Annotated in this window: 24 protein-coding genes; 9 read left to right on the forward strand and 15 right to left on the reverse strand. The window is 70.6% G+C overall.

Annotated elements, in window-relative coordinates; translation table 11 throughout:
* Positions 1–1,182, reverse strand: coding sequence for an acetoin utilization protein AcuC (locus AB0J66_RS13610; protein WP_364660233.1), 1,182 nt, complete (start codon positions 1,180–1,182; stop codon positions 1–3).
* 10 nt (positions 1,183–1,192) lie between these two features.
* Between AB0J66_RS13610 and AB0J66_RS13615 the strand changes: the two genes are divergently transcribed.
* On the forward strand, positions 1,193–1,318 hold the full coding sequence (locus AB0J66_RS13615) for a hypothetical protein (protein ID WP_364659557.1): 126 nt from the start codon (positions 1,193–1,195) through the stop codon (positions 1,316–1,318).
* 97 nt (positions 1,319–1,415) lie between these two features.
* The gene (locus AB0J66_RS13620; protein WP_364659559.1) at positions 1,416–2,138 is read left to right on the forward strand and encodes a metal-dependent transcriptional regulator; all 723 of its coding nucleotides are present in this window, start codon (positions 1,416–1,418) and stop codon (positions 2,136–2,138) included.
* 6 nt (positions 2,139–2,144) lie between these two features.
* Here the strand turns inward: AB0J66_RS13620 and AB0J66_RS13625 are convergent, their stop codons facing one another.
* Positions 2,145–2,708 (reverse strand): hypothetical protein, encoded by a 564-nt coding sequence (locus AB0J66_RS13625; RefSeq protein ID WP_364659560.1) that lies wholly within the window; start codon positions 2,706–2,708, stop codon positions 2,145–2,147.
* 122 nt (positions 2,709–2,830) lie between these two features.
* Here AB0J66_RS13625 and AB0J66_RS13630 point away from each other — a divergent pair, with 122 nt between their 5' ends.
* Positions 2,831–3,730, forward strand: coding sequence for an alpha/beta hydrolase (locus tag AB0J66_RS13630; protein ID WP_364659562.1), 900 nt, complete (start codon positions 2,831–2,833; stop codon positions 3,728–3,730).
* Here AB0J66_RS13630 and AB0J66_RS13635 read toward each other — a convergent pair.
* The 6 genes from AB0J66_RS13635 to AB0J66_RS13660 form a co-directional block, all read right to left on the reverse strand.
* Complete coding sequence (locus AB0J66_RS13635) at positions 3,705–4,106, reverse strand: SRPBCC family protein (RefSeq protein WP_364659563.1); 402 nt, start codon at positions 4,104–4,106, stop codon at positions 3,705–3,707. The genes AB0J66_RS13630 and AB0J66_RS13635 overlap by 26 nt on opposite strands.
* Positions 4,103–5,287 carry an MFS transporter gene (locus tag AB0J66_RS13640; protein WP_364659565.1) on the reverse strand — a complete coding sequence of 395 codons (1,185 nt, stop codon included), beginning with the start codon at positions 5,285–5,287 and terminating at the stop codon, positions 4,103–4,105. Before AB0J66_RS13640 ends, AB0J66_RS13635 begins: the two co-directional genes overlap by 4 nt.
* A 32-nt stretch (positions 5,288–5,319) precedes the next feature.
* A complete protein-coding gene (locus AB0J66_RS13645; protein WP_364659567.1) occupies positions 5,320–6,174 on the reverse strand; it encodes a barstar family protein in 855 nt (284 codons plus the stop codon).
* A gap of 84 nt (positions 6,175–6,258) precedes the next feature.
* A complete protein-coding gene (locus AB0J66_RS13650) occupies positions 6,259–9,183 on the reverse strand; it encodes a vitamin B12-dependent ribonucleotide reductase (RefSeq protein ID WP_364659569.1) in 2,925 nt (974 codons plus the stop codon).
* A 59-nt stretch (positions 9,184–9,242) separates the two neighbouring features.
* Complete coding sequence (nrdR, locus tag AB0J66_RS13655; RefSeq protein WP_097318595.1) at positions 9,243–9,761, reverse strand: transcriptional regulator NrdR; 519 nt, start codon at positions 9,759–9,761, stop codon at positions 9,243–9,245.
* Between the two features lie 274 nt (positions 9,762–10,035).
* On the reverse strand, positions 10,036–10,359 hold the full coding sequence (locus AB0J66_RS13660; protein ID WP_364659572.1) for a LysM peptidoglycan-binding domain-containing protein: 324 nt from the start codon (positions 10,357–10,359) through the stop codon (positions 10,036–10,038).
* A 363-nt stretch (positions 10,360–10,722) separates the two neighbouring features.
* Between AB0J66_RS13660 and lexA the strand changes: the two genes are divergently transcribed.
* Positions 10,723–11,445, forward strand: a complete 723-nt coding sequence (lexA, locus tag AB0J66_RS13665) for a transcriptional repressor LexA (RefSeq protein ID WP_364660235.1) — start codon at positions 10,723–10,725, stop codon at positions 11,443–11,445.
* A gap of 102 nt (positions 11,446–11,547) precedes the next feature.
* Here the strand turns inward: lexA and AB0J66_RS13670 are convergent, their stop codons facing one another.
* Positions 11,548–13,560 carry a hypothetical protein gene (locus AB0J66_RS13670; protein ID WP_364659574.1) on the reverse strand — a complete coding sequence of 671 codons (2,013 nt, stop codon included), beginning with the start codon at positions 13,558–13,560 and terminating at the stop codon, positions 11,548–11,550.
* Between the two features lie 71 nt (positions 13,561–13,631).
* On the reverse strand, positions 13,632–15,050 hold the full coding sequence (gene hflX / locus AB0J66_RS13675) for a GTPase HflX (RefSeq protein ID WP_364659576.1): 1,419 nt from the start codon (positions 15,048–15,050) through the stop codon (positions 13,632–13,634).
* Positions 15,051–15,264: 214 nt separating this feature from the next.
* On the opposite strand from hflX, the gene AB0J66_RS13680 reads away from it, so the two are divergent.
* Together AB0J66_RS13680 and AB0J66_RS13685 are read left to right on the forward strand one after the other, a co-directional pair.
* Positions 15,265–16,722 carry an NAD-dependent malic enzyme gene (locus AB0J66_RS13680; protein WP_364659578.1) on the forward strand — a complete coding sequence of 486 codons (1,458 nt, stop codon included), beginning with the start codon at positions 15,265–15,267 and terminating at the stop codon, positions 16,720–16,722.
* Positions 16,723–16,839: 117 nt separating this feature from the next.
* Complete coding sequence (locus AB0J66_RS13685) at positions 16,840–17,343, forward strand: DinB family protein (RefSeq protein ID WP_364659580.1); 504 nt, start codon at positions 16,840–16,842, stop codon at positions 17,341–17,343.
* Here the strand turns inward: AB0J66_RS13685 and AB0J66_RS13690 are convergent.
* From AB0J66_RS13690 to miaA, 3 genes are read right to left on the reverse strand one after another with little or no spacing between them, the layout of a single operon-like run.
* Complete coding sequence (locus tag AB0J66_RS13690; RefSeq protein ID WP_364659582.1) at positions 17,330–18,082, reverse strand: glycerophosphodiester phosphodiesterase family protein; 753 nt, start codon at positions 18,080–18,082, stop codon at positions 17,330–17,332. The genes AB0J66_RS13685 and AB0J66_RS13690 overlap by 14 nt on opposite strands.
* Complete coding sequence (gene dapF / locus AB0J66_RS13695) at positions 18,082–18,927, reverse strand: diaminopimelate epimerase (protein ID WP_364659584.1); 846 nt, start codon at positions 18,925–18,927, stop codon at positions 18,082–18,084. The genes AB0J66_RS13690 and dapF overlap by 1 nt, the downstream gene beginning before the upstream one ends.
* Positions 18,928–18,935: 8 nt before the next feature.
* The gene (miaA, locus tag AB0J66_RS13700; RefSeq protein WP_364659586.1) at positions 18,936–19,847 is read right to left on the reverse strand and encodes a tRNA (adenosine(37)-N6)-dimethylallyltransferase MiaA; all 912 of its coding nucleotides are present in this window, start codon (positions 19,845–19,847) and stop codon (positions 18,936–18,938) included.
* Between the two features lie 178 nt (positions 19,848–20,025).
* Between miaA and AB0J66_RS13705 the strand changes: the two genes are divergently transcribed.
* Positions 20,026–21,234 (forward strand): DUF349 domain-containing protein, encoded by a 1,209-nt coding sequence (locus tag AB0J66_RS13705; protein ID WP_364659588.1) that lies wholly within the window; start codon positions 20,026–20,028, stop codon positions 21,232–21,234.
* Positions 21,235–21,282: 48 nt separating this feature from the next.
* Here the strand turns inward: AB0J66_RS13705 and miaB are convergent, their stop codons facing one another.
* Both miaB and AB0J66_RS13715 read right to left on the reverse strand, forming a co-directional pair.
* Positions 21,283–22,770: a tRNA (N6-isopentenyl adenosine(37)-C2)-methylthiotransferase MiaB gene (gene miaB / locus AB0J66_RS13710; RefSeq protein WP_364659590.1), complete on the reverse strand. Its 1,488-nt coding sequence runs from the start codon at positions 22,768–22,770 to the stop codon at positions 21,283–21,285.
* 21 nt (positions 22,771–22,791) lie between these two features.
* Positions 22,792–23,193 carry a hypothetical protein gene (locus AB0J66_RS13715; RefSeq protein WP_364659592.1) on the reverse strand — a complete coding sequence of 134 codons (402 nt, stop codon included), beginning with the start codon at positions 23,191–23,193 and terminating at the stop codon, positions 22,792–22,794.
* A 140-nt stretch (positions 23,194–23,333) separates the two neighbouring features.
* On the opposite strand from AB0J66_RS13715, the gene AB0J66_RS13720 reads away from it, so the two are divergent.
* On the forward strand, positions 23,334–24,077 hold the full coding sequence (locus tag AB0J66_RS13720; RefSeq protein ID WP_364659593.1) for an amino acid ABC transporter ATP-binding protein: 744 nt from the start codon (positions 23,334–23,336) through the stop codon (positions 24,075–24,077).
* Positions 24,078–24,114: 37 nt separating this feature from the next.
* Positions 24,115–24,975 carry a glutamate ABC transporter substrate-binding protein gene (locus AB0J66_RS13725; RefSeq protein ID WP_364659595.1) on the forward strand — a complete coding sequence of 287 codons (861 nt, stop codon included), beginning with the start codon at positions 24,115–24,117 and terminating at the stop codon, positions 24,973–24,975.
* The last annotated feature ends 35 nt before the right edge of the window (positions 24,976–25,010 follow it).

The following is a 25,010-nucleotide window of genomic DNA, read 5'->3' on the forward strand; positions in this document are numbered from 1 at the left end:
TCAGTCCCGCGGGTCGTGCGGGTCGAGGCCGTGCAGGGGGAAGACCTCCATGCGGCTGGCCAGGATCGCGCGGTCGACGGCGTCGGGGGTGGTGCCGGGCTGCCAGCGCTCGGCCGGCGGCTCGGCGCCGTCGGTCATCGACTCGGGGACCTCCGAGCGGGGACACCGCTCGGCGGCCAGCTTGCGCCAGGGGGCGGGAGTCAAGACGTACGGATCCAGGGGCTCGCCGGTCGCCACGGCGAGCAGATGGGCCCAGGCCCGGGGCACGACCTCGACCAGCGCGTAACCCCCGCCGCCCATCGCCACCCAACGGCCGTCGCACAGCTCGTCGGCCAGCTCGCGCATCGCCACGTAGGCCGCGCGCTGGCCGTCGACCGACAGGCGCAGGTCGGCCAGGGGGTCGAGGCGGTGGGCGTCGGCCCCGCACTGGCTGAAGATGATCTCGGGGGACCAGGCCCGCAGGACGGACGGGACGATCGCGTGGAAGGCCCGCAGCCAGCCGCCGTCACCCGTGCCGGGCGGCAACGGGACGTTGACCGCGGTGCCCTCGGCGCCGGGGCCGCCCGTCTCGTCGGCGAAGCCGGTGCCCGGGAAGAGGGTCAGCGGGGTCTCGTGCAGGCTGATGGTCAGCACGCGGGGGTCGTCGTAGAAGGCGGCCTGCACGCCGTCGCCGTGATGGACGTCGACGTCCACGTAGGCCACCCGCTGGGCGCCGAGATCGAGCAGCTTCGCGATCGCGACGGCGGGATCGTTGTAGACGCAGAAGCCGGAGGCCCGGGCGGCCAGCGCGTGATGGAGGCCACCGGCCACGTTGACGGCCCGGGTCGCCCCGCCCCGCCAGACGGCCTCGGCCGCCGCGATGCTGGCGCCGCAGATGCGCGCGGAGGCCTCGTGCATGCCGTCGAAAACCGGATTGTCGGGGGTGTTGAGGCCCCAGCCGGAGAAGAACGGGTCGATCGGGGCCATCCGGACGGCGTCGAGGTAGTCGGCCCGGTGGATCCGGGTGAGCTCGGCCTCGGTGGCCGGGACGGGTGTGATCATCTGCACCCCCGGCCGGTCGAGGACGCCCAGCTCGCGGGCGAGGGCCATGGTCAGCTCGACGCGCACGGGGTTGAGCGGATGGTCACCCATGTCGTAGTCGAGCAGCGCCCTGTCCCACACCACCGCGGTCGTCCGGTCCACCATGCCCGTCATGCTGCCACGCACCACCGACAACTTCCGGCTCGCATCGAAGACCCGTGTCGAGGTCGGCGGCGAACTGTCCCGGTCGGGTAGGGTCTATGCCCACCAGCTCGGGGCGTCTGTCAACCCCATGTAACGAGGTAATATCGCTGCTGGGAGGGCCACACCGTGAATTATCTCGTCGACACCCGGGGCAGGCCGGCTGTTGGCCGTGAGCACTGGGAGGTCGAAGCATGAAGACGTCACTACACAAACACGACCTCGTCGACACAACCGAGATGTATTTGCGCACCATCCTCGAGCTCGAGGAGGAGGGTGTGCCCCCGCTGCGGGCGCGCATCGCCGAGCGGTTGCATCAGAGCGGTCCCACGGTGAGCCAGACGGTCGCGCGCATGGAGCGTGACGGCCTGCTGACCGTCGAGAACGACCGCCACCTGGTGCTGACCGACGAGGGCCGCACCACGGCCGTCTCGGTCATGCGCAAGCACCGCCTGGCCGAGCTGCTGCTGGTCAACGTCATCGGCATGCCCTACGAGGAGGCCCATGAGGAGGCCTGCCGCTGGGAGCACGTGATGAGCGACTCGGTCGAGAAGAAGGTCTACGAGCTGCTCAACAAGCCGACCCGCTCGCCGTACGGCAACCCGATCCCCGGTCTCGAGGCGCTCGGCGTCCCGGACGAGGAGGACGAGGACCTGCTGGACAGCGCCGCGCAGGTCAGCGCGGGTGAGCGCAATCTCGCCTTCCCGGGCCTGACCGGCAGCGTCGTGGTGCAGCGCATCTGCGAGAGCGTTCAGACCAACGCCGACGTGCTGCGCCAGCTGCACGCGGCCGGCATCGACCCGGGCACGACGGTCACGGTCGCGCAGGAGCGCGACGGCGTGACCATCGACCGCTCCGGCGACAAGATCCGGCTGCCCCGCGAGGTGGCGTCGCGCGTGTTCGTCGCGGCGCACTGAGTCGCGTCAGGGCTTCGTCGAGTCCATCGCCTTGGCGAGGGTGAACAGATCCTTGTTCATCGCCGTCACGGCGGTGGATTCGGCGTTTCTGGGGAAGGTGAAGCGCAGCGTCCGCAGCTGCTTGGCCTTGCTGAGCCAGCCGATCTCGGTGGCCGGCCCGTGCACGCCGGCGGCCGGCGCCTTGAGCAGGTAAGCGGCCTGGCCCAGTCCCTTGAGCCGGATGCCCTTGGCCGGCATCAGATCGTCGAGGAACTGATCGGCGGTGGCCGCGGTGCTCTTGACGACCGACAGGGTCAGGTCGGGGTACGGGGCGTCCACCGTCTGCACCACGCACGTCGAGGTGGCGTCGACCTGGTCGGCGGCGGCCACAGTGAACTGGACGCCGATGTTCTCCTCGATGACGCCGTAATCCCAGAGGGCGCAGGCGCCACCGGCCGCCGACGCGGGCAGCTGGACCGGCTCGGCCACCGGGGGCGGGGCCGCCGCGGCCGGCTCCTCCCCGGGCTTGTCGTCGCAGGCCGCGAGCAGGAGGAGCGGGAGAGCGCCGAGCACGACCAGACGCGAGCGCACGGGTGTCCTTCCGGTGAGATCCGGGGCACACCGTACTGGCTCGGCGTCACCCAGCGAAAGGCCGCGAAAGACACCCTTAAAGTACGCAGGGTAACTTGGCCGGGCGTCGCGAGGAGAACATCATGATCAACGATCGCCTGATCGACGGCGGCGACCTGCCGCTGGCCGTCCGTGACTTCGGCGGCGACCAGCCGCCCCTGCTGTTGCTGCACGGCGCCGGCGGCAATCTGGCCCAGATGACCACCCTGGCCCGGGCCCTACGGCCGAACCATCGCGTGATCAGCATCGACCTGCGTGGCCACGGCCGCTCCGGCGAGGGCGCCTGGACGTGGGACGCGGCGCTGGGCGACCTGGCCGCGATCTGCGTCCAGATGGAGGTCGAGCGCCCGGCCGTGGTCGGGCACTCGCTCGGCGGCATGCTGGCCGCCCTGTGGGGCCAGCGTCACCCGGAGGCGCCGGGCGTGGTCAGCCTCGACGGCAACCCGCCGCCCACCCGCGTCGAGCACCTGCCCGGGATGGAGCCGCCCAAGGCCGCGGCCGAGCTGAAGCGGCTGCACGCGATCTTCGACCAGCTCCAGGCCCAGGCCGGTCAGGTCATCGAGGCCGACCAGCTGCCCGACATCGTCGAGTCGCAGCGGATGGCGGCCCGCGACATGGGCGCCAACGAGAAGGTCTGGATCGAGGGCTTCCGCCGCAACCTGGTCCACGAGAACGGCGAGACCTCGACCCGTCCGTCCGCGGCCGTCACGGCGCAGCTGCGCGAGCTCATGAACGAGCTCGACCTGGGCCCGGTGTACGCGAGCACGACCTGCCCGGAGCTGCTGGTGCTGCCCACCCGCAACCTGCCCGAGCAGGAGCCGTTCGCCGAGCTCTACGCGGCCCACCGGCGGTTCGTGGTGGAGCAGGCGCAGGCGGCCCGGCACCCCCGCTACATCTCGCTGGAGGACACCTCGCACGCGATGGTGATCGAGCAGCCGGCCGTGCTGGCCGGCCTGATCACCGACTTCCTGCGTACGGCGTGAGGCGGGCCAGGCAGCTGGACCACCCCGCCTCGTACATCCGGGCGGTCTCGTCGTCGAGCTCGCTGTGCACGACGAGGACGTCGGTGCCCGCGCCGGCCGGGGTCAGCTCGATGGTGACCCGGCTGTCGCGGTCGTCGCCGGCCCAGCGCCACGACTGCACGATGCGCCGGGGCGCCTCGAGCTCCAGGTAGCGCCCGGCGAAGCCCATGCCGTCGGCCTCGATGCCGAAGCCACCGCCGACCACCGGGTCGGAGACCGCCCGCGGGTTCAGCGAGGCCGGCCAATACCAGCGGGCCAGCTCCCCGGCGTCGGTGAGAGCCGTCCACACCCGCTCGGGCGGCGCGTCCACATGCGACCTGATCTCGGCTTGGGTCATCTCCCGACAGTAAGGGGACGGGCCGCGGATGAGGCGAACAAGCCGATGCCAAGAGCCACGAAGACGCACAGCATGGCCCGCAGCACCCCGACGTGGTCGGCCAGGAGCCCGATGAGCGGCGGGCCGGCCAGGAAGGCCCCGTACCCGATGGAGCCGGCGACCGAGACGCGGATGGCCGCCCGGGCCGGGTCGTCGGCGGCCGCGCTCATGCCGACCGGGAAGCCCAGCGAGGCGCCGGCGCCCCACAGCAGGGCCCCGGCCATGGCCACCGGCACCGCCACCTGCGTGACGACCAGCAGCAGACCCAGCGCGGCCGAGACGGCGGTGACCCGTAGGGTGCGGACGCGGCCCCAGCGCTCGATCGCGTATCCGCCGAAGAGCCGGCCCAACGTCATCGCCGTGACGAAACCGCCGAACGCGATCGCGCCCACGGTCTCGCTCGCCCGATAGCCGTCGACCAGGCCGATGGCCAGCCAGTCGTTCGCGGTGCCCTCGGTGAATCCGAAGCCCAGCATGATGAAGCCGATCAGCACGGTTCGGGGCTCACGCCAGGCCTGGCGCACGCTCATCGCGGGTTTCTGGCCGGCGGGCAGCGACTCGTACGGCAGGAATCGCCGTACCGTCGGGGTCGTCACGACGGCCGCGAGAAGCGCGGTGAGATAGAGCTGCGCCCAGATCGGCAGGCCGGAGGCCGCCGCGACGGCGCTGACGCCGGCCCCGAGCACCGTGCCCAGGCTGAAGCCGGCGTGAAAACGGGGCATGACGGTGCGCCCGAGGCGCCGCTCGACGTCGGCCGCCTCGACGTTCATCGCGACGTCCCACGTGCTGTTGCCCATGCCGGCCAGCACCAGCCCGAAGCCGGCCAGCGGCACCGACCCCAGCAGCGTGCCGGTGGCCAGCCCGGTCAGCCCGAGCACCATCGACGTGCTGCCGATCAGGATCGCCCGCGCCGGCCCGACCCGCTGCACCAGCGGCCCGGCCAGCGGGATCGCGGAGATCGCGGCGGCCGACAGGCAGAGCAGCAGCAACCCGAACCCGGCCGGCGAGAGCCCGAGCCCGTCGCGCACGGCGGGCGCCCGGGCCAGCCATCCCGCATAGGCGAGACCGTTGGTCGCGAAGGTGAAGCCGACCGCGACCTTCGCCCGGTCAAGCCGCTGACGATCGGCGTCGGTAGCAGTCACCGTTCGAACTTACACGTGAAAGCTGACGCCGATCACCGCAACTCCACCTCTACCCGATCCTCGGCGAGCCACTGGAGGATCCGATCGAACCCCTCGGCCAGATGGGTCCGGGCCACCTCGGCGTCCCGCCAGATCAGGCGGAACGGGGCCTCGGCGCCCCACCCGCCCCGCAGACAGTCGTGGAGCGCGTCGCCGTTCCAGCCGAAGTAGCCGCCGGGACCGTTGACCGCCTCGCCGAGGGCGCAGTAGAAGCCTTCGACGTCCGTGACGTGGCGCCCCTCGAGTTGGTAGGTGCCGCCGGCGGGCTGGTCGGGCTCATCGGCCCGGTGGTGGGCCAGAGCCGCCCCGGACCAGAGATGGCGAAGCTCCCGGTCATAGCCGGCCCACAGCCCTGGTTCGGCCGGGCCGCCCGCGTGCCACAGCTCCCAGATCGGCCGGGCCGCGGCCGGCATCGGCTCCGAGACCGGACCGTCCAAGGTGACATCCACGAGATCGGCGGAGAGGCTCGACGGGCGGACGTCGGACACCGAGGCTCGCACCTGGCAATCGATCACGCGGTGGGCCGCACCGTTCCGGTCGACGCCGTAGACGAACGCGTCGATCGCCCGGCGATGCCGGGCGCTGCCACCCTCGGCCAGCGCGTCCAGAGCACGGCGCAGCGGCGGGTACGGCAGGCACCCGAGAAGCGTCGTCCCGCGCCCCGGCGAATCGGCGAACAGCCCTTCGATGTCGGCGACGGCCGCCACCGCCACGACCCGTCCGTCCATGGCGGACTCGTCGACCAGCAACCAGCGCAGCGGGACGCTCTCCGCCCAGCGCCATCGGCTGTCCCGCGGACTCACCTCGTCATCAGCGGTCGGCCCGGCCGGCGGGGAGGTCTCGTTCATGGCCCGAGTGTGCCGGAGACCGAGCACGGATGCCTCCCCACCCGGATCGGGTGGGGAGGCATCCGTTGTGGAGCTGCTCCGGCGTCAGCTGCAGCCGGAGGTGGAGCCGCAGCCCTCGCAGACGTAGCAGGAGCCGGCGCGGCGCATCTTGGTGCCGCAGGTGAAGCAGAGCGGGGCGTCGGCGGACTGGCCCATGACGATCTCGAGGAGCTCCGTCGAGGAGCCGACGGAGGCCGGGGCCGCCTTCTCGGGGTCGGTCGTGGGCTCGGTCACCTGGGCCTTGGCCTCGGCGACGATGTCGGCCGCGACCTCGGCGGCGGGGGCCACCGGGGCCGAGGCGGCCATGCCGGCCAGGTCGACCGGGGCCGCGGCGGCCTCGGCGGCCGCTTCGGCCTGCACCTGGGCGGCGCGCTCCTTGGCGGTGAAGATACCCAGGTCGGCCCGGGTGTCGTACGGCAGGAAGTCGAGCGCCAGGCGACGGAAGATGTAGTCCATCACCGAGCTGGCCATGCGGACGTCCGGGTCGTCGGTCATGCCGGCGGGCTCGAAGCGCATGTTGGTGAACTTGCTGACGTACGTCTCGAGCGGGACGCCGTACTGCAGCCCTATCGAGATCGCGACGGAGAAGGCGTCCATGACGCCGGCCAGGGTGGAGCCCTGCTTCGACATCTTCAGGAAGACCTCGCCGAGGCCGTCGTCCGGGTAGGACGACGCGGTGAGGTAGCCCTCGGCGCCGCCGACCGAGAAGGACACCGTCTCCGACGGGCGCTTCTTCGGGAGGCGCTTGCGGACCGGGCGGTACTCGACGACCTTCTCGACGACCTTCTCGACCTCGGTCGAGGCGGCGGCCGTGGTCTCGGCAGCGTCCTTCTTCTTGCCCGCAGCGGAGAGCGGCTGGCCGACCTTGCAGTTGTCGCGGTAGATCGCGAGCGCCTTCAGACCGAGTTTCCAGCCCTGGTAGTGGATGTTCTCGATCTCCTCGACGGTCGCCGTCTCCGGCATGTTGACCGTCTTGGAGATGGCGCCCGAGATGAACGGCTGCACCGCGGCCATCATGCGCACGTGGCCCATCGGGGCGATCGCGCGCTCGCCCATGGCGCAGTCGAAGACCGCGTAGTGCTCCGGCTTGAGGCCGGGGGCGTCGACGACGTTGCCGTGGTCGGAGATGTGCTCGACGATCGCCTCGACCTGCTCCTCGGGGTAGCCGAGGCTGCGCAGGGCGCGCGGGACCGTCTGGTTGACGATCTGCATCGAGCCGCCGCCGACGAGCTTCTTGAACTTGACCAGGGCCAGGTCGGGCTCGATGCCGGTGGTGTCGCAGTCCATCATCAGGCCGATGGTGCCGGTGGGGGCGAGCACGGACGCCTGGGCGTTGCGCCAGCCGTTCTTCTCACCGATCTTGTTGCCGGCCTGCCACTGCTGGGTGGCCTCCTTGACGATCGCGGTGGCGACGGCGTTGGCCGGGCGGATCGCGTCGTTGGCGGCGGCGTGCTTGCGCATGACCCGCTTGTGGGCCTCGGCGTTGCGGGCGTAGCCGTCGTAGGCGCCGACGACACCGGCCAGCTCGGCCGAGCGGCGGTAGGCCGTGCCCGTCATGAGCGAGGTGATGGCGCCGGCCACGCTGCGGCCGGCCTCCGAGTCGTACGGCAGGCCCGAGGCCATCAGCAGGGCGCCGATGTTCGCGTAGCCGATGCCGAGCTGGCGGTAGGCGCGGGTGGTGACCCCGATCTTCTCGGTCGGGAAGTCGGCGAAGCAGATCGAGATGTCCATCGCGGTGATGATGAACTCGACGCTCTTGACGAATTTCTGAACCTCGAAGCCGCCGTCGGCGGTGAGGAACTTCATCAGGTTGAGCGAGGCCAGGTTGCAGGACGAGTCGTCCAGCGACATGTACTCCGAGCAGGGGTTGGACGCGGTGATGCGGCCGGTCTCGGGGTTGGTGTGCCAGTCGTTGATCGTGTCGTCGTACTGCAGGCCGGGGTCGGCGCACTCCCAGGCGGCCTTGGCGATGTCGCGGAACAGCTTCTTGGCGTCGACCCGCTCGATCTCCTCGCCGTGCAGCCGGCCGCGCAGGGCGAAGTCGGTGCCCTCCTCGTAGGCCCGCATGAACTCGTCGGAGACGCGCACCGAGTTGTTGGCGTTCTGGTACTGCACCGAGACGATGTCGGAGCCGCCGAGGTCCATGTCGAAGCCGGCGTCACGCAGGGCGCGGATCTTGTCTTCCTCGCGCGCCTTGGTCTGCACGAACTCCTCGATGTCGGGGTGGTCGACGTCGAGGATGACCATCTTGGCCGCGCGGCGGGTGGCGCCACCCGACTTGATGGTCCCCGCGCTGGCGTCGGCGCCGCGCATGAAGCTGACCGGGCCGCTGGCCGTGCCGCCGGAGGAGAGCAGCTCCTTGGACGAGCGGATCCGGGAGAGGTTGACGCCGGAGCCGGAGCCGCCCTTGAAGATCAGCCCCTCCTCCTTGTACCAGTCGAGGATGGAATCCATCGAGTCGTCCACCGAGAGGATGAAGCAGGCGCTGACCTGCTGCGGCGACGACGTGCCGACGTTGAACCAGACCGGCGAGTTGAAGCTGAACACCTGGTGCAGCAGCATCCAGGTCAGCTCGTGGTCGAAGATCTCGGCGTCGGCCTTGGTGGCGAAGTAACCGAAGTCCTCGCCGGCCTTGCGGTAGGTCTGCACGACCCGGTCGATGAGCTGGCGGAGCGACTGCTCACGCTGCGGGGTGCCGACCGCGCCCCGGAAGTACTTGGTGGTGACGATGTTGGCGGCGTTGACGCTCCAGTCCTTCGGGAAGTCGACACCGCGCTGCTCGAAGTTGATCGAACCGTCCCGCCAGTTCGTCATGACGACGTCGCGGCGCTCCCACTCCACCTCGTCGTACGGGTGGACGCCCTCGGTCGTCCAGACCCGCTCGACCCGCAGCCCCCCGCTGCCGGCCGGCGCGCCGTTGCTGCTCGCCCGGCTGCGCTGCTTCCCTGCTGTCACGCCGTCCCCGGCCATACTGCTCCCCCTCGTAACTACTACGTCTGCCACTACTACGTCTGCCGCTGAAGCCTGCTCTAGCTGTTGATCTTGGGTGCTCGACCGCCCGATCGCGGCGCCACCGCGTGCCGCACCGCGGCCTCCCGGGCGATCGCCGCCTCACGCAGCGCGGTGATCTCCTTCTCGAACTCGTCGAGCGAGTCGAAGGACTTGTACACACTGGCGAAGCGGAGGTAGGCCACCTGGTCCAGATCGCGCAACGGGGCCAGGATCGCCAGACCCACCTCGTGGCTCGGGATCTCGGCCGCCCCCTTGGCCCGGACGGTCTCCTCGACCTTCTGCGCGAGCAGGGCGATCGAGTCCTCGTCGACGGGCCGGCCCTGACAGGCCTTGCGGACCCCGCTCATGATCTTCGTACGGCTGAAGGGCTCGGTGACCCCGCTGCGCTTGACGACGGCCAGAACCGCTTCCTCGACCGTGGTGAACCGCTTGCCGCACTCGGGGCACGATCGGCGGCGACGGATCAGCTGACCGTCGTCGGCCTCCCGTGAGTCGACGACGCGCGAGTCGGCGTGACGACAGTACGGACAGCGCACCGAGAACCCCCTCCGGCACCTCCGGAACACCGGCATCCGGACACGCTGAAGCACAGCGTCGCTCTGGTGGACACCAGCTCGGCGCTGTGGACGGCCTGTGGATAACCGGTGGGAGGTAACCCCAACCTGTGGATGACTTACACCCTTGTAACTACTAGATGTTGGGGTAGACGCTATGCCGCTGCGGACGCCGGCGCAAGTTCAGCGGCGCGCCGACGCGCCGTATTTTCCGACTCAACACGAGCGGTTGATCTTTCGTTACGGATCGAGTCGATCAAGAGCCGTAGGGCAAGATCAAAACGTCGCCCGGGTGCACGCCGTAACCGCTCAAGCCATTGAGCCGGCGCAACTCGTCGACCCCCGCCTGACCATGACGGCCCGGCACCTCGCGGGCCGCGATGTCCCACAACGTGTCACCCGACCGGACGACGATCGTAGAGGGCGGCCCGGCGGGCGGCTCGTCCGCCCGCGAAGCCGTGGTGAACAACACGGCACTGGCCAGTGAAGCCAGAAGAACCAGAAAACCGAGGACGACGGCGCGCCCGCGCCGGGTCAGCCGCAGAGGCGGTTCCGCGTGCCGCACGCTGTTGGTCACCATGAGTCTCGCCACCCCGCTCGACCTCGGTAAATGATCACGGGAAATGTGATCATCGTACGGGCGTTCGATCGAACGCCCGTACGACGGTCTATCAGAACAGGCGTACGGAAGTCGAGCACTTCCGGGCGACACGCCGGAAGAATGTCGTACAGATGTTTGAATATGTCGTACCGCGCCATTACGGTTCTCCCTCAAGAGGGGTCAGCCGGGCAGGCGCCATCCCCACGGCGTTCGCTCGGCTCCGCGAGAGCACCACGTGCCGCGAGGCACTGGCCGACAGGGAGGGCGGACGTGTCGACCGACGACCGGACGAGCCGGCAGAACCAGAGCAAGCCAGACAACGGAGCGACCACCACAGCCGCCCTGCGACGGCGCTCGCCGAGCCGGGGCCGGGCCGCCGACGCACCACAGTTGCGCGCCGTCACGCCGGTGGTCAGCCAGTTCCCCGACCCGGTGACCGCCGAGCTGACCGCCCGCCAGCGCAAGATCCTCGAGTTCATCCGGGGCTGGGTCGAGCGCTACGGCTACCCGCCCAGCGTCCGTGAGATCGGCGAGGCGGTCGGGCTGGTCTCCCCGTCGAGCGTGGCCTACCAGCTGAAGGCGCTCGAGACCAAGGGCTTCCTGCGCCGCGACCCGAACCGGCCGCGCGCCGTCGACGTGCGCTCGCCCAACGAGCTCGTGGACGACGAGGCGCTGCGCTCGGCCCGTCCCCAGCCGGCCTACGTGCCGCTGGTCGGCCGGATCGCGGCCGGTGGGCCGATCCTGGCCGAGCAGGCCGTGGAGGAGTTCTTCCCGCTGCCGCGCGAGCTGGTCGGCGAGGGCGACGTGTTCATGCTCGAGGTCAAGGGCGACTCGATGATCGACGCGGCGATCTGCAACGGCGACTGGGTCGTGGTCCGCCAGCAGCCGACGGCCGACGCGGGCGACATCGTGGCCGCGATGATCGACGGCGAGGCGACCGTGAAGAGCTACCGCCAGCGCGACGGGCACGTCTGGCTGATGCCGGCCAACCCGGCCTTCGACCCGATCCCCGGCGACGACGCGACCATCATGGGCCGCGTCGTGGCCGTGCTCCGCCGCGTCTAGTCACCCGGCGGGCGCGCCAGGTCCGTCCGGCGTGCCGCGCTGGGCTCGACCGGTTGTCCTGACGAGCCGGGTGCGGCGGTTCCGACATAAGCCAGGTTCGGGTTAACGCGGGCCGTAACCGGGGCCGAACCCCGGCTGCGGGTGGTCGAAACGGCCTTCGGGGCGGCGGTGGTAGTCGTTACGCTGCCGTCCCGGCTCCGGGCGCCCCTGCTGCGGCTGGCCGCCACCGTAGACGCCGCCACCCTGAGCGCCGCCGCCTTGAGAGCCGCCGCGCCCCTGGGCGCCGCGGGGCGGCTGACCCTGCGGACCGCGGGGTTGGCCTTGCTGGCCGCCCCTCGGGGGCTGTTGCCCACCCCGCGGAGGCTGTCCCTGCGGCCCACGCGGCGGCTGGCCCTGCGGACCGCGCGGGGGCTGACCCTGCGGCCCGCGCGGCGGCTGCCCCTGCTGCCCACCTCGGGCGGGCTGGCCTTGCGGTCCACGCGGCGGCTGGCCCTGCGGACCGCGCGGCGGCTGGCCCTGCGGACCGCGCGGCGGCTGGCCCTGCGGACCGCGCGGCGGCTGACCCTGCTGCCCACGAGCGGGCTGACCCTGAGGGCCACGGGCCGGCGGTTGTCCACCTCGGGCGGGCTGGCCTTGCGGTCCACCAGCGGGCTGACCCTGCGGCCCACGAGCGGGCTGACCCTGCGGACCCCGAGCGGGCTGGCCTTGCGGCCCACGAGCGGCCCCGGTCCCTGCGCCGGCCGGACGGCCGTACTGCGGCCCCTTGGGCCCACCGCCCCCCTTGGCCCCGCCGTAGACCCCGGCCCCGGCCGCGGCTCCCGCCGGAACGGCAGCCCCCGCCGCGTTCTTCCCGCCGTAGACGGGCCCGGAAGCCGCGCCGTTGGTGGAAGGCTTGACCGGGCCGCCCTTGCCGCCGTAGACCCCGTTGCGCTGGGGCGCTCCCCCGACCCCGATGAGTTCGGTCTCGGGCTCGCCCTCGAGCGGGTTCTTGAAGTCGTCGAGCGGCTCGTCCGGCTCCTCGGCCACGCGCTTGCGGAACCGCACGATGCCCAGCACGCCCACGCCGACCAGGATCAGGCCGAGCACGCCGACGCCGCTCACCGCCCAGGTGATGTCGCTGAGCTCGAGGTCCGCGTACCACTTCTTGTCGTCGCCCTCGCCGCCCCCGGACACCGCCTTGGCCACCGTGGTGGCCGGCTTGTAGCGCAGGATGTAGTTGGGCGTCTCGACGTCGCCGCTCATGTCCGACGTCGTGTAGAAGAACTGGCCGTCGGCGCTGTAGGTGATCGCCTCGCCGAGCGTCTCGTTGGGCAGGCCGGTCGTGCGCGGCTTGCCCTTGAGGGCGCCCAGCACGTCGCCGTTGGTCACGTCCCACTCGTAGGCGTCGGTGTACGTCCGCAGGACGACCTTGTTGCCGCCCGGGGCGATCGCGCCGCCGTCGATGGTCTTGTTGCCGATGCGGGCGAACGGGTTGCCGGCCGTCTGCGTGCCCGAGACGGCGATCTCGCCGACCTTTTTCATCGGGACGCCGGTCTTGCCGGTCTTGAGCGCGGCCGACGGCTGGTAGATGGACGCCGCCTGGCCGATCTCCTTGGTCACGACCAGCGGCATGTTGCCGTTGAGCAGCAGCGCCTCGGCGTCGTGGTGAACGCCCTCGGGGTAGCTGACGCGGTAGAGCACCGGCTCGGAGGCCCCGGAGGCCGGCATCCGCCACAGGCCGAGGGTTTCGCGGCGTTTCTGCTCGTTGTCGAAGCTGTTGTCGCCGATGTCGGCGATCCAGAGCGTCTGCCCGTCGGCCGAGAGGATCATGTCCTCGGTGTCCAACGGGCCCTTGCCGCTGTAGTTGACCGTCTTCGTGACCGCACACTTCGAGTCCAGGAAGAAGATCTTCTTCTTGTCGTCGCTGTTGGTGCTGTCGTTGATCGCGATGTAGCCGGTCTTGGTGGCGACGAGCCCGGAGACCTCGTCGAGCCGCTTGTCGGCGATCTTGCACACCTTCTGGCCCGCGACCGAGGGGGCGCTGACCACCGGTGCCGGATCGTCGGCAAACGCACTGGACGGACCGGCCATCACGAGCCCGGAGGCCACGATGACCGGAAAGACGAGACGCCGCATCCGATCAGTGTCGCATGCGGCGTCCCGTGCCGGTGTTACGCGTGGATCACCTCATCGGTGACGCGGCACGCTCAGTTGCGGAACGACTCCAGTTCGCCAGCGAGCCGTTCATCGACGCGGATCCGCAGCTCGGTTCCCTCGTCCAAATGGCGGGTCTGCAGCACCTGACCGGACCGATGAATCCGGGCGACCAGATCGCCCCGGTCATATGGCAGCAGAACACGCAACTCGACCGCGGGCTTGGGGAGCCGCTCGGCGATCGCCGTGTGCAGCTCGGCGATGCCCTGGCCGGATCGGGCCGACACGAACACCGCGTCCGGCCACGCCCGCTTCAGCCGCAGGATCGTCTCCTCGTCGGCCGCGTCGGTCTTGTTGATCACCAGAAGCTCGGGGAGCTTGTCGGCGTCGACGTCGGCCAGCACCTCGCGGACCGCGCTGACCTGCCCCTCGGGGTCGGGGTGGGAGCCGTCGACGACGTGCACGACCAGGTCGGAGTACGACACCTCCTCGAGCGTGGAGCGGAAGGCCTCCACGATCTGGTGCGGCAGGTGGCGGACGAAACCGACCGTGTCCGACAGCGTGTAGACGCGGCCGTCCTCGGCCGCCGTGCGCCGGGTGGTCGGGTCGAGCGTGGCGAACAGCGCGTTCTCCACCAGCACACCGGCCTGGGTCAGCCGGTTGAGGATGCTGGACTTGCCCGCGTTGGTGTAGCCGGCGATCGCGACCGACGGCACGCCGCTGCTCTGCCGGCGGGACCGCTTGGTCTGCCGTACGGTCCGCATGGCCTTGATCTCCCGGCGCAGCTTGGCGATGCGCTGGTTGATCCGGCGACGGTCCGTCTCGAGCTTGGTCTCACCGGGACCACGGGTGCCGACGCCGCCGCCACCCGAACCGCCACCGGCGCCACCGCCCTGGCGGGACAGCGACTCACCCCAACCACGCAGGCGGGGCAGGAAGTACTGCAGCTGGGCCAGCTCGACCTGCGCCTTACCCTCTTTGCTCTTCGCGTGCTGGGCGAAGATGTCGAGGATCAGCGCCGTCCGGTCGACCACCTTGACCTTGGTCTGCTGCTCGAGGTTACGCAGCTGGGACGGGGACAGCTCGCCGTCGCAGATGACGGTGTCGGCCCCGGTCGCGACGACCGCGTCGCGCAGCTCCTCCACCTTGCCGCGGCCGATGAAGGTGGCCGTGTCGGGGCGGGAGCGCCGCTGGATCAGACCCTCGAGCACCTGGGACCCGGCGGTCTCGGCGAGCGCGGCCAGCTCGGTGAGCGAGTTTTCCGCGTCCTCGACGGAGCCCTCGGTCCAGACGCCGACCAGGACGACCCGCTCGAGCCTCAGCTGACGGTACTCGACCTCGGTGATGTCGGTGAGCTCGGTGGAGAGGCCGGCGACCCGCCGAAGTGAGTGCCGCTCCTCGAGCTCGAGCTCGCCGGTCGTGGGATCCGGCTCGTCAAGTTCAAGTACGGGTGCCTGGTAAGTGTTTCGCAAAAGGGAACCTCCTCGGCCCGATCGTGGCACGTCACGAGCGCGCGCGCATCCACATAACGGGGCCGGGCGTTTTCGTAGGAGTAAGTCTTCAGTCAGGTTCAGGGCGGCGGTGGGGCGGTTGGACGGGAGCTTTGGCATAACGACCCGGTGGGAGACCGATATTCCGCAGGAGCAAGATTACGGTGAAGCACCCGCCAACGTCGGAGGGAACACCGTGGTGACGACCCGCCTGCCCAGCGCAGGATTCTCGATCACGATCCGGATAGCCGTAACCGCGGACGCCTCGTCCATCGGCCGGCTCACCACCTGTGTCGGCGAGGCCGGCGCGATCGTGACCGCACTCGACGTGGTCGATTCCGACCCCGCCCGCGTCCTGGTCGACCTCACCTGCGACACCGCCGACTCGAGCCACGCCGACCAGGTGGTCAAGCAGCTCGAGGAGCAGGACGGCGTCGACGTCCGCAAGGTTTCCGACCGGACCTTCCTGCTGCACCTGGGCGGCAAGATCGAGGTGAGCTCGAAGGTCGCGCTCCGCAACCGCGACGAGCTGTCCCGGGCGTACACCCCGGGGGTGGCCCGCGTCTGCATGGCCATCGCGGAGAACCCGGCCGACGCCCGCCGGCTCACCATCAAGCGCAACACGGTCGCCGTGGTCAGCGACGGCTCGGCCGTGCTCGGTCTCGGTAACATCGGCCCGGCCGCGGCCATGCCGGTGATGGAGGGCAAGGCCGCCCTCTTCAAGCGCTTCGGCGGCGTGGACGCCTGGCCGGTGGTCCTCGACACCCAGGACACGGACGAGATCGTGCAGATCGTCAAGGCGATCGCGCCGGCCTACGGCGGCATCAACCTCGAGGACATCGCCGCCCCGCGCTGCTTCGAGATCGAGGCCCGCCTGCGCGAGCAGCTCGACATCCCGGTCTTCCACGACGACCAGCACGGCACCGCGATCTGCGTGCTGGCCGCGCTCACCAACGCGCTGCGGGTCGTCGGCAAGCGTCTCGAGGACGTCCGCGTGGTCGTCTCGGGTGCGGGCGCGGCCGGCACGGCGATCATGAAGCTGCTGCTGCGCCAGGGCGTGGGCGACATCATCGCGTACGACCGGAAGGGCGCCCTGCACCGCGGCATGGCCGACATGTCGGAGACGTGGCAGTGGCTGGCCGACCACACGAACAAGGCGAACTACGAAGGTGACCTGCCCGGCGCCATCGTGGGAGCGGACGTCTTCATCGGCGTCTCGGCGCCCAACCTGCTGACCGGTGACGACATCGCCCGGATGGCCGACAAGTCGATCGTCTTCGCCCTGGCCAACCCCGACCCCGAGGTCGACCCGCGAGCGGCCCGCCAGCACGCCGCGGTCGTCGCCACCGGCCGCTCCGACCAGCCCAACCAGATCAACAACGTGCTGGCCTTCCCCGGCGTCTTCCGCGGCATGCTCGACGTCAGCGCCGAGGAGTTCACCGAGGAGATGGCTCTCGCCGCGGCCCGCGCCATCGCCGACGTGGTGGGCGAGGACAAGCTCAACCCCACGGTGATCATTCCCAGCGTCTTCGACCCGCGCGTCACTCCGGCCGTCGCCGCCGCCATCCGCGCCGCCGTCCGCGGCCCCCAGCCGCACAACGCCGCCGCCCTGCCCGAGGTGGAGCTGGAGTCGGCTCCGGAGGAGACCTTCTAAGACCTGGAGGTACGGGTTCTCGGACACCACCCGGCGCAGCGATCGGCCGGGTGGGTGGTCCGGGCCGTCCCGGGCTGCCGGGTTGTCCGGCAACACCATCTCCTTAAGATCGCCGCCATGTCGACATGGACAGTTCCCGAGCGCGTCGAGCCTCCGGTCAACCCGGCCGACGAGCGATCCGCGCTGGAGGACCGCCTCGAGTTCCAGCGCACGACGCTGCTGCTGAAGTGCGGCGGCTTGACCCCGGAGCAACTGGCGCTGCGGGCGGTCGAGCCGTCGCCGCTGTCGCTGCTCGGGCTGGTGCGGCACCTGTCCGCGGTCGAGGCCTGGTTCCACGCCTACGACGGCCGGCCGGACCACCACTACTTCTGGGACTACGTGCCCGGCCGGGGCGGCAGCGCCGACGTCGACGTCACCCGGGCCTCGGACGACCTGGCGGCCTACCTCGCGAGCGTCGCCCGCTCCCGCGCGGCGGTGGCCGGGCGCAGTCTCGACGAGCCCAGCCCGGGCGAGGACTACACGCTCCGCTGGATCTACCTGCACATGATCGAGGAGTACGCCCGCCACAACGGCCACGCCGACTTCCTCCGCGAGCGCATCGACGGCGTCACGGGCGAGTAGCCGGCCGGGCCCTGGACCAGTCGGTCAGTTCGGCGACGTGGTCGGTGATCAGGCCGGTGGCGCCGGCTTCGGTCAGTGGTGGCCACTCGGCCGGGTCGTTGGCGGTCCATGGCATGACGTCGACGCCGCGGGCGCGGAGTGAGGCGACCGTGGCCGGGTCGCCCAGGACGTCGGCCGTGGACGGGTTGCAGCAGACCACGTCGAGTTCGTCGACCAGGGGCAGGGTGTCGGCCTCGAAGCGGAGGCGGAGCAAGCCGCGGCGGACCGAAGGGGAGGCTTCGCGGACGAGGCGGATCACCTCGGGGTCGAAGCTCTGGACGATGGTGCGGCCGGGCAGGCCGGCGGCGGTCACCATCTCCATGATCGTTTTGACCTCGGGGAGGGTGGCCGGGGGTTTGATCTCCAGGAGGAGCTGCGGGCCGGGCGGGGTGAGCAGGGTGAGGGTCTCGGCCAGGGTGGGTACGCGCAGACCGGCGTAGGCCGCGGAGAACCACGAACCGGCGTCGAGGGCGGCCAGGGCGGCCGAGTCGAGCTCCCAGACATGTCCGGTTCCGGTCGTGGTGCGGTCCAGTGTCCGGTCGTGGATGACCACGGGGACGCCATCGGCCGTGGTGCGCACGTCGAACTCGACGAAGGTCGCGCCGCCGCGGACGGCCGCGGCGAAGGCGGGCAACGTGTTCTCCGGCGCGACCGCCGAGTAGCCGCGATGCGCGACCCGGTGAAGACCGGGCGGGGGCATCAGGCGAGCTTCTCCAGGTCGACCTCGCCGGTGGCGACCAGCACCGCCGGGCCGGCCAGCCACCAGGTGTCGTTCTCGTCGTGGGTGACGGTCAGGCGGCCGCCGGGGAGGTCGACCGCGACGACGCCCTGGGACAGGCCCGCGTCGCGCAGGGCCACGGCGCCGACCGCCAGGGCGCCGGAGCCGCAGGCCAGGGTCTCGCCGGAGCCGCGCTCGTGGACGCGCATGCCGACGTGCAGGTCGGCGCCGGCGAGCGGGGCGGACGGAGTCACGAACTCGACGTTCACACCGTGCGGGAACAGCGCCGGGTCGAAGCCGGGGGCGGTGGTCAGGTCGAGCGACGGCAGGGCCAGGCCGTCGTGCAGGGCGCAGACCAGGTGCGGGTTGCCGCAGTCGACGGCCACGCCGGGAAAGGTCAGCGGGCCGGTGGTCGCGGTGCTCGCCGCGTACACCCGGGGTGAGGCCATCCGCACCTTGATCAAGTCGCCCTCGAAGAGGGCGACCACCACGCCGGCCCGCGTGGCCAGCGGGAGACCCGACGGGCCGGGGGTGGCGAGCCCGGAAGTGACCAGGTAGCGGGCGAAGACCCGGGTGCCGTTGCCGCACATCTCGGCGATCGAGCCGTCGGCGTTGCGGTAATCCATGAACCACTCGGCCTCGGCGGCGTAGCCCGCACCGTCCGGGTCCTTGGCCGTACGCACAACGCGCAGCACGCCGTCGGCGCCGAGGCCGAAGCGGCGGTCGCAGAGGGCGGCGACCTGTGACGGCGTCAGGTCGAGCGCGCCGTCGGGGTCGGGGACGATGACGAAGTCGTTGCCGGCGCCGTGGCCCTTGGTGAACAACACGCCGTCCATCATCGCGCAAGGGCCAGCGCGTCGGCCACGAGCGTCCCCGACGCCCCGTCCAGCCAGTGGATCGCCGGGTCGCGGCGGAACCAGGAGCGCTGCCGGCGGACGAACCGCCGCGTCCCGCGAACCGTGTCCTCTTTCGCCTCGGCGGCGGACATCAGGCCGTCGAGCTCGGCGATCGCCTGCTGATAACCGAGCGCGCGACCCGCCGTACGGCCCTCTCGCAAGCCCCGCGGAAGCAGACGCCGGACCTCGTCGAGCAACCCGGCCTCCCACATGAGGTCGACCCGCAGGGCGATCCGCTCGTCCAGGGCGGCGACCTCCCGGTCCACCCCGATCTGCACGGAGGAGTAGTACGGCGTCGGCGACGGCAGCGAGGCCGTGAACGGCTCCCCGGTCAGCTCGATCACCTCGAGCGCCCGCACGATCCGCCGCCCGTTCGACGGCAGGATGGACGTCGCCGCGGCCGGGTCCAGCGACTGCAGCCGCTGATAGAGCGGCGCGACGCCCACGGCGGCCAGCTCCTGCTCGAGGCGCGCGCGCACCACCGGATCCGTGCCGGGGAACTCGAAGTCCTCCAGCACCGCCCGTACGTACAGCCCCGAACCGCCCACCAGCAACGGCACCCGCCCGCGGGCCGCGATGTCGTCGATCGCGGCCCGGGCCAGCCCCTGGTACTCGGCGACCGCGGCCGGCTCGGTCACGTCCCAGATGTCCAGCAGATGGTGCGGCACGCCGTCGCGCTCGGCGAGGGTGAGTTTCGCCGTGCCGATGTCCATCCCCCGGTAGAGCTGCATCGAGTCGGCGTTGACGACCTCGCCGTCCAATTCGTGGGCGAGCGCGATACTCAGGGCGGATTTGCCCGCCGCGGTCGGCCCGACGACGGTTATCACGCGTGGAGGGGCGGAAAGCGGCACGGAGCAACGGTAGGACAAGGTTTGGCCACGGTCATCCTCGGGCGCTTCCCCGTAACCCGGTTGGACCTGTGACAATGCGCGAGAAAGAATGCCATGAGGAAGCTTGGCGCTCGACTGTGCTGTGGCGGTGGTCACTGGTTCGGCCGAACCGGTGACGCCGGGAAGACGAGGATGGGTCATGAACGACTGGACGGCCTTCGGGCGCGTGGATGCCGACGGCACCGTGTACGTGAAGACCGCTGATGGCGACCGCGTGGTCGGCTCCTGGCAGGCGGGCACCCCGGAGGAGGGACTGGCCCACTTCGCCCGGCGCTTCGCCGACCTGGTGACCGAGGTCGACCTCGTCGAGGCGCGCCTCAAGTCCGGAGCGGCCGACGCGGCACACTCGCTGAGCAGCGTCAAGCGCCTGCGCACCGAGCTCGCCGAGGCGCACGTGGTCGGCGACATCGACGGGCTCAACGCCCGGCTCGACCGGCTCGCCACGCTGGCCGACGAGAAGGCGGGCGAGGCCCGCGCGGCCCGCGAGGTGGCCCGGGGTGAGGCCCTGGCCCGCAAGACGGCCCTCGTCGAGGAGGCCGAGAAGATCGCGGCCGAGGCCACCGGCTGGAAATCGGCCGGCGACCGCCTCAAGGAGATCCTCGACGAGTGGAAGACGATCCGCGGCGTCGACAAGAAGACCGACGGCGAGCTGTGGAAGCGCTTCGCGACCGCGCGGGACGGCTTCACCCGTCGCCGCGGCGCGCACTTCGCCACCCTCGACGGTCAGCGCAAGCAGGCCCAGACGGCCAAGGAAGAGCTGGTCAAGGAGGCCGAGAGCCTCGCCGAGTCGAGTGAGTGGTCGTCCACCGCCAACCGGCTCAAGGACCTGATGGCCGAGTGGAAGGCCGCCCCGCGTGCCGCCAAGGAGGCCGAGCAGCGCCTCTGGGAACGGTTCCGGGCCGCGCAGGACGCGTTCTTCACCCGCCGCTCCGAGGTCTTCTCCGCCCGCGACGCCGAGTACAAGGGCAACCTCGACCGTAAGCAGGCCATCCTGGCCGAGGTGGAGGCGCTCGACGTCGACGCCGACCCGCGCGGCGCGCAGAACAAGCTGCGGGACGCGCAGGCCGCGTGGCACGACGCCGGCCGGGTGCCCCGCGAGTCGGCCGCCTCGCTCGACCGCCGCTGGCGGGCCGCCGAGGAGCGCATCCGGGTCGCGATGGATTCGGCCTGGCGCAAGACCTCTCCCCAGGACAACCCACTGCTGCAGCAGATGCGCGAGCAGGTCGCCGAGGCCGAGGACAAGCTGGCCCGGGCCCAGGCGGCCGGCGACGCCCGCCGCATCAAGGAGGCCGAGCAGGCGCTCAACTCCAAGAAGCAGTTCCTGGCCCTGGCCGAGCAGGCCAACTGAGGATTTTCGCAACGGCCCGGTCCCGGCTGGGACCGGGCCGTTGCGGCTTTACAGGGCGCAGCCGCCGGTGGACGCCGGCAGGGGCGCGGGCACGCCGATGGTCGGCAGGCCCAGCGAGACGCCCTTCAGCTTGGGGGTGCGACCCGCTTCGAAGGCGTCGCCGGCGCGCGTGCGGCGGTGGGACAGCGGGGCGCCGTCCGCGTTGAGGTGGTGCGGGGCCGCGTACGTCACGACGGTCTCGACGATGTCGCCGGGGCGCGGTGACAGCTCACCGGTCGCGAAATGGACCAGGCGTCCGTCGCGGGCCCGGCCGCTGAGCCGGCCCGTACGCTCGTCCTTGCGGCCCTCGCCGACCGCGACCAGGACCTCGACCTTCTCGCCGACGAGCTTCTTGTTCTCGGCCCAGGTGATCTCCTCGAGGAGGGCGATCAGGCGCTCGTAGCGTTCCTGGACGACGGCCTTGGGAAGCTGCTCCTCCATGATCGCGGCGGGGGTGCCGGGACGCTTGGAGTACTGGAACGTGAAGGCGCTGGAGAAGCGGGCCCGGCGGACCACCTCGAGGGTCTGCTCGAAGTCCTCCTCGGTCTCGCCCGGGAAGCCGACGATGATGTCGGTGGTGATCGCGGCGTCGGGCATGGCCGCCCGCACCTTGTCGATGATGCCGAGGTACTTCTCCTGGCGGTAGCTGCGGCGCATGGCCTTGAGCACGCGGTCGGAGCCGGACTGCAGCGGCATGTGCAGCGAGTGGCAGACGTTGGGCGTCTCGGCCATCGCGGCGATCACGTCGTCGGTGAAGTCCTTCGGGTGCGGGCTGGTGAAGCGCACCCGCTCCAGCCCCTCGATCGAACCGGTCGAGCGCAGCAGCTTGCCGAAGGCAAGCCGGTCACCGAACTCCACGCCGTACGAGTTCACGTTCTGCCCGAGCAGGGTGACCTCGAGGACGCCCTCCTTGGTCAGGGCCTCGACCTCGGCCAGGATCTCGCCCGGGCGGCGGTCCTTCTCCTTGCCGCGCAGCGACGGCACGATGCAGAAGGTGCAGGTGTTGTTGCAGCCGACCGAGATCGACACCCAGCCCGCATAGGTCGACTCGCGCTTGGTCGGCAGGGTGGACGGGAAGACCTCGAGTGACTCGAGGATCTCGACCTCGGCCTCCTGGTTGTGCCGCGCCCGCTCGAGCAGCGCCGGCAGCGAGCCGATGTTGTGGGTGCCGAAGACGACGTCGACCCAGGGCGCCTTCTTGACGATGTCGCCGCGGTCCTTCTGGGCCAGGCAGCCGCCGACCGCGATCTGCATGTCGGGGTTCTTCACCTTGGTCGGGCGCAGGTGGCCGAGGTTGCCGTAGAGGCGGTTGTCGGCGTTCTCCCGGACGGCGCAGGTGTTGAAGACCACCACGTCCGCCGACTCCGGATCGGCGGCGCGCACGTAGCCCGCGTCCTCCATCAGGCCGGAGATGCGCTCGCTGTCGTGCACGTTCATCTGGCAGCCGTAAGTACGCACGTCGTACGTGCGAGTGGCGCCCACAGTCTCGGTAGTCATGGCAATTGACCAGGGTACTGCTTACGTCCCCGTGGTGGCGGGGCGGATGTTGCGGCGTTCCGGGCCGTCGTCGGTCTCCACCTCGTCGACCCGGACGGGGGTCAGGCTGCCGTCCGGCGTGGCGAGCACGTACCGGAAGGGGTCGAGGCTGTCGTCCGGAAGGAGGACGGCGGCGCCCAGCCGGACCGAGACGGCGCTGGCCGCGGTCGCCTCGTCGACGCGGGAGGGCGCGAGGTAGACATCGACCAGTGTCGGGAACTCGCCACCGACCTCGTAGACGTCGCACAGGATGTCCCCGTCGGCCTCCAGGGGCACGACTGAGCGCTCGAGAGTGCCCGCCAGGGCACCACGGACACGATCCGGGTCGAGGGGGCAGGCGACTGCCCAGTTCCAGAGGCCACCTGTCGGATCGGTGTCAGCCATACCGAACATGGTGGACAAGGATGGCCCTTTGCACGGTCTGAGTTACCAGTCCGTGACCATTCTCGGCGTGAACCGATACAAGAGCCCACATAGAGTGTGCCCATCCGGGTGAACCCCAATGACGGGACGGTGGTCCAGCAGTGTCCGACGAGGCTCTCATCGTCCTCGACAAGGTGAACAAGTTCTTCGGGCCGCTCCACGTGCTCCAGGACGTGGATCTCTCGGTGGCCCGGGGCGAGGTCGTCGTCGTGATCGGACCGTCGGGTTCCGGGAAGTCCACGCTCTGCCGTGCGATCAACCGGCTCGAGCCGATCAACTCCGGCACCATCACCTTCGACGGCAAGGCGCTGCCGGCCGAGGGCCGTGCCCTGGCCCGCCTGCGCAGCGAGGTCGGGATGGTGTTCCAGTCCTTCAACCTCTTCGCCCACAAGACGATCCTGCAGAACGTCATGCTCGGGCCGGTCAAGGTGCGCAAGGAGAAGCCCGAGGCGGTCCGCGAGCGGGCCATGTCGCTGCTCGACCGGGTCGGCATCGGCAACCAGGCCGAGAAATATCCGGCGCAGCTCTCCGGCGGCCAGCAGCAGCGCGTGGCGATCGCGCGGGCCCTGGCCATGCAGCCCAAGGCCATGCTCTTCGACGAGCCGACCAGCGCCCTCGACCCCGAGATGGTGGGCGAGGTGCTCGACGTGATGACGTCGCTGGCCCGCGAGGGAATGACGATGGTGGTGGTGACGCACGAGATGGGATTCGCGCGGCACGCGGCCAACCGGGTCGTTTTCATGGCCGACGGCCAACTCGTCGAATCGGCGCCGCCGGCGGAGTTCTTCGCCAGTCCGAAAAGCGATCGCGCCAAGGACTTCCTTTCCAAAATCCTCACGCACTGATCCGTTGTCCATCTAGGAATATTCGAGGAGCCCAATGATGCGCATCACACGATTGGTAGCCGCGTTCGGTGCGGTTGCGATGGCGCTGACCGTGGCCGCGTGCGGCGGGGACGACGACGCGGGCAGCAGCGGCGGCAGCGGCGCGAAAGGCATCGTCGGCAAGGCCGAGAGCGGCAAGCTGGTCATCGGCGTGAAAGCCGACCAGCCGGGCCTCGGTCTGCAGACCGGCGGCACCTACGCCGGCTTCGACGTCGAGATCGGCAAGATCATCGCGAAGGGCCTGGGCCTGGCCGACAGCGGCATCGAGTGGAAGACCACGGTCTCGGCCAACCGCGAGCCGTTCATCCAGCAGGGCCAGGTCGACCTCGTGGTCGCGACCTACACCATCAACGACGAGCGGAAGAAGGTCGTCAACTTCGGCGGCCCGTACTTCGTCGCCGGGCAGGACCTGCTGGTCCCGACCAACTCGACGATCACCGGCCCGGAGTCGCTGGCCGGTAAGAAGGTCTGCTCGGTGAGCGGCTCGACGCCGGCCAAGCGGATCCAGACCGACTACAAGGACGCCAAGCTCCAGCAGTTCGACTCGTACTCCAAGTGCGTGACGGCGCTGGCCGGCGGTCAGGTCGACGCGGTCACCACCGACGACATCATCCTGGCCGGCTACGCCGCCCAGGATCAGTACGCGGGCAAGTTCAAGGTCGTCGGCAAGCCGTTCAGCGAGGAGCCGTACGGCATCGGCCTGAAGAAGGACGACACCGCCGGCTGCAACAAGATCAACGACATCCTGAAGGCGGCCGCGGCCGACGGCTCGTACAAGAAGGCCTGGGACGACACCCTCGGCAAGAGCGGCAAGGCCGCGCCCGAGCTCGACGTCGCCAAGCTGACCAACTGTTCCTGATTTTTCCCAGAAGTCGCGGGGGCCGGGTTACCGGC

The organism is Actinoplanes sp. NPDC049598 (assembly GCF_040675435.1).
Taxonomy (GTDB): domain Bacteria; phylum Actinomycetota; class Actinomycetes; order Mycobacteriales; family Micromonosporaceae; genus Actinoplanes.

What these genes read in the sequence shown, in the direction of transcription:
- AB0J66_RS13725 (WP_364659595.1), top strand. Translation starts at nt 24,115, where the DNA reads ATGCGCATCACACGATTGGTAGCCGCGTTCGGTGCGGTTGCGATGGCG.
- AB0J66_RS13670 (WP_364659574.1), bottom strand. Translation starts at nt 13,560, where the DNA reads ATGCGGCGTCTCGTCTTTCCGGTCATCGTGGCCTCCGGGCTCGTGATG.
- AB0J66_RS13615 (WP_364659557.1), top strand. Translation starts at nt 1,193, where the DNA reads ATGCTGCCACGCACCACCGACAACTTCCGGCTCGCATCGAAGACCCGT.
- AB0J66_RS13690 (WP_364659582.1), bottom strand. Translation starts at nt 18,082, where the DNA reads ATGCCCCCGCCCGGTCTTCACCGGGTCGCGCATCGCGGCTACTCGGCG.
- AB0J66_RS13660 (WP_364659572.1), bottom strand. Translation starts at nt 10,359, where the DNA reads ATGGTGACCAACAGCGTGCGGCACGCGGAACCGCCTCTGCGGCTGACC.
- AB0J66_RS13635 (WP_364659563.1), bottom strand. Translation starts at nt 4,106, where the DNA reads ATGACCCAAGCCGAGATCAGGTCGCATGTGGACGCGCCGCCCGAGCGG.
- AB0J66_RS13620 (WP_364659559.1), top strand. Translation starts at nt 1,416, where the DNA reads ATGAAGACGTCACTACACAAACACGACCTCGTCGACACAACCGAGATG.
- miaB (WP_364659590.1), bottom strand. Translation starts at nt 22,770, where the DNA reads ATGACTACCGAGACTGTGGGCGCCACTCGCACGTACGACGTGCGTACT.
- AB0J66_RS13685 (WP_364659580.1), top strand. Translation starts at nt 16,840, where the DNA reads ATGTCGACATGGACAGTTCCCGAGCGCGTCGAGCCTCCGGTCAACCCG.
- AB0J66_RS13705 (WP_364659588.1), top strand. Translation starts at nt 20,026, where the DNA reads ATGAACGACTGGACGGCCTTCGGGCGCGTGGATGCCGACGGCACCGTG.
- AB0J66_RS13645 (WP_364659567.1), bottom strand. Translation starts at nt 6,174, where the DNA reads ATGAACGAGACCTCCCCGCCGGCCGGGCCGACCGCTGATGACGAGGTG.
- AB0J66_RS13715 (WP_364659592.1), bottom strand. Translation starts at nt 23,193, where the DNA reads ATGGCTGACACCGATCCGACAGGTGGCCTCTGGAACTGGGCAGTCGCC.
- AB0J66_RS13630 (WP_364659562.1), top strand. Translation starts at nt 2,831, where the DNA reads ATGATCAACGATCGCCTGATCGACGGCGGCGACCTGCCGCTGGCCGTC.
- AB0J66_RS13650 (WP_364659569.1), bottom strand. Translation starts at nt 9,183, where the DNA reads ATGGCCGGGGACGGCGTGACAGCAGGGAAGCAGCGCAGCCGGGCGAGC.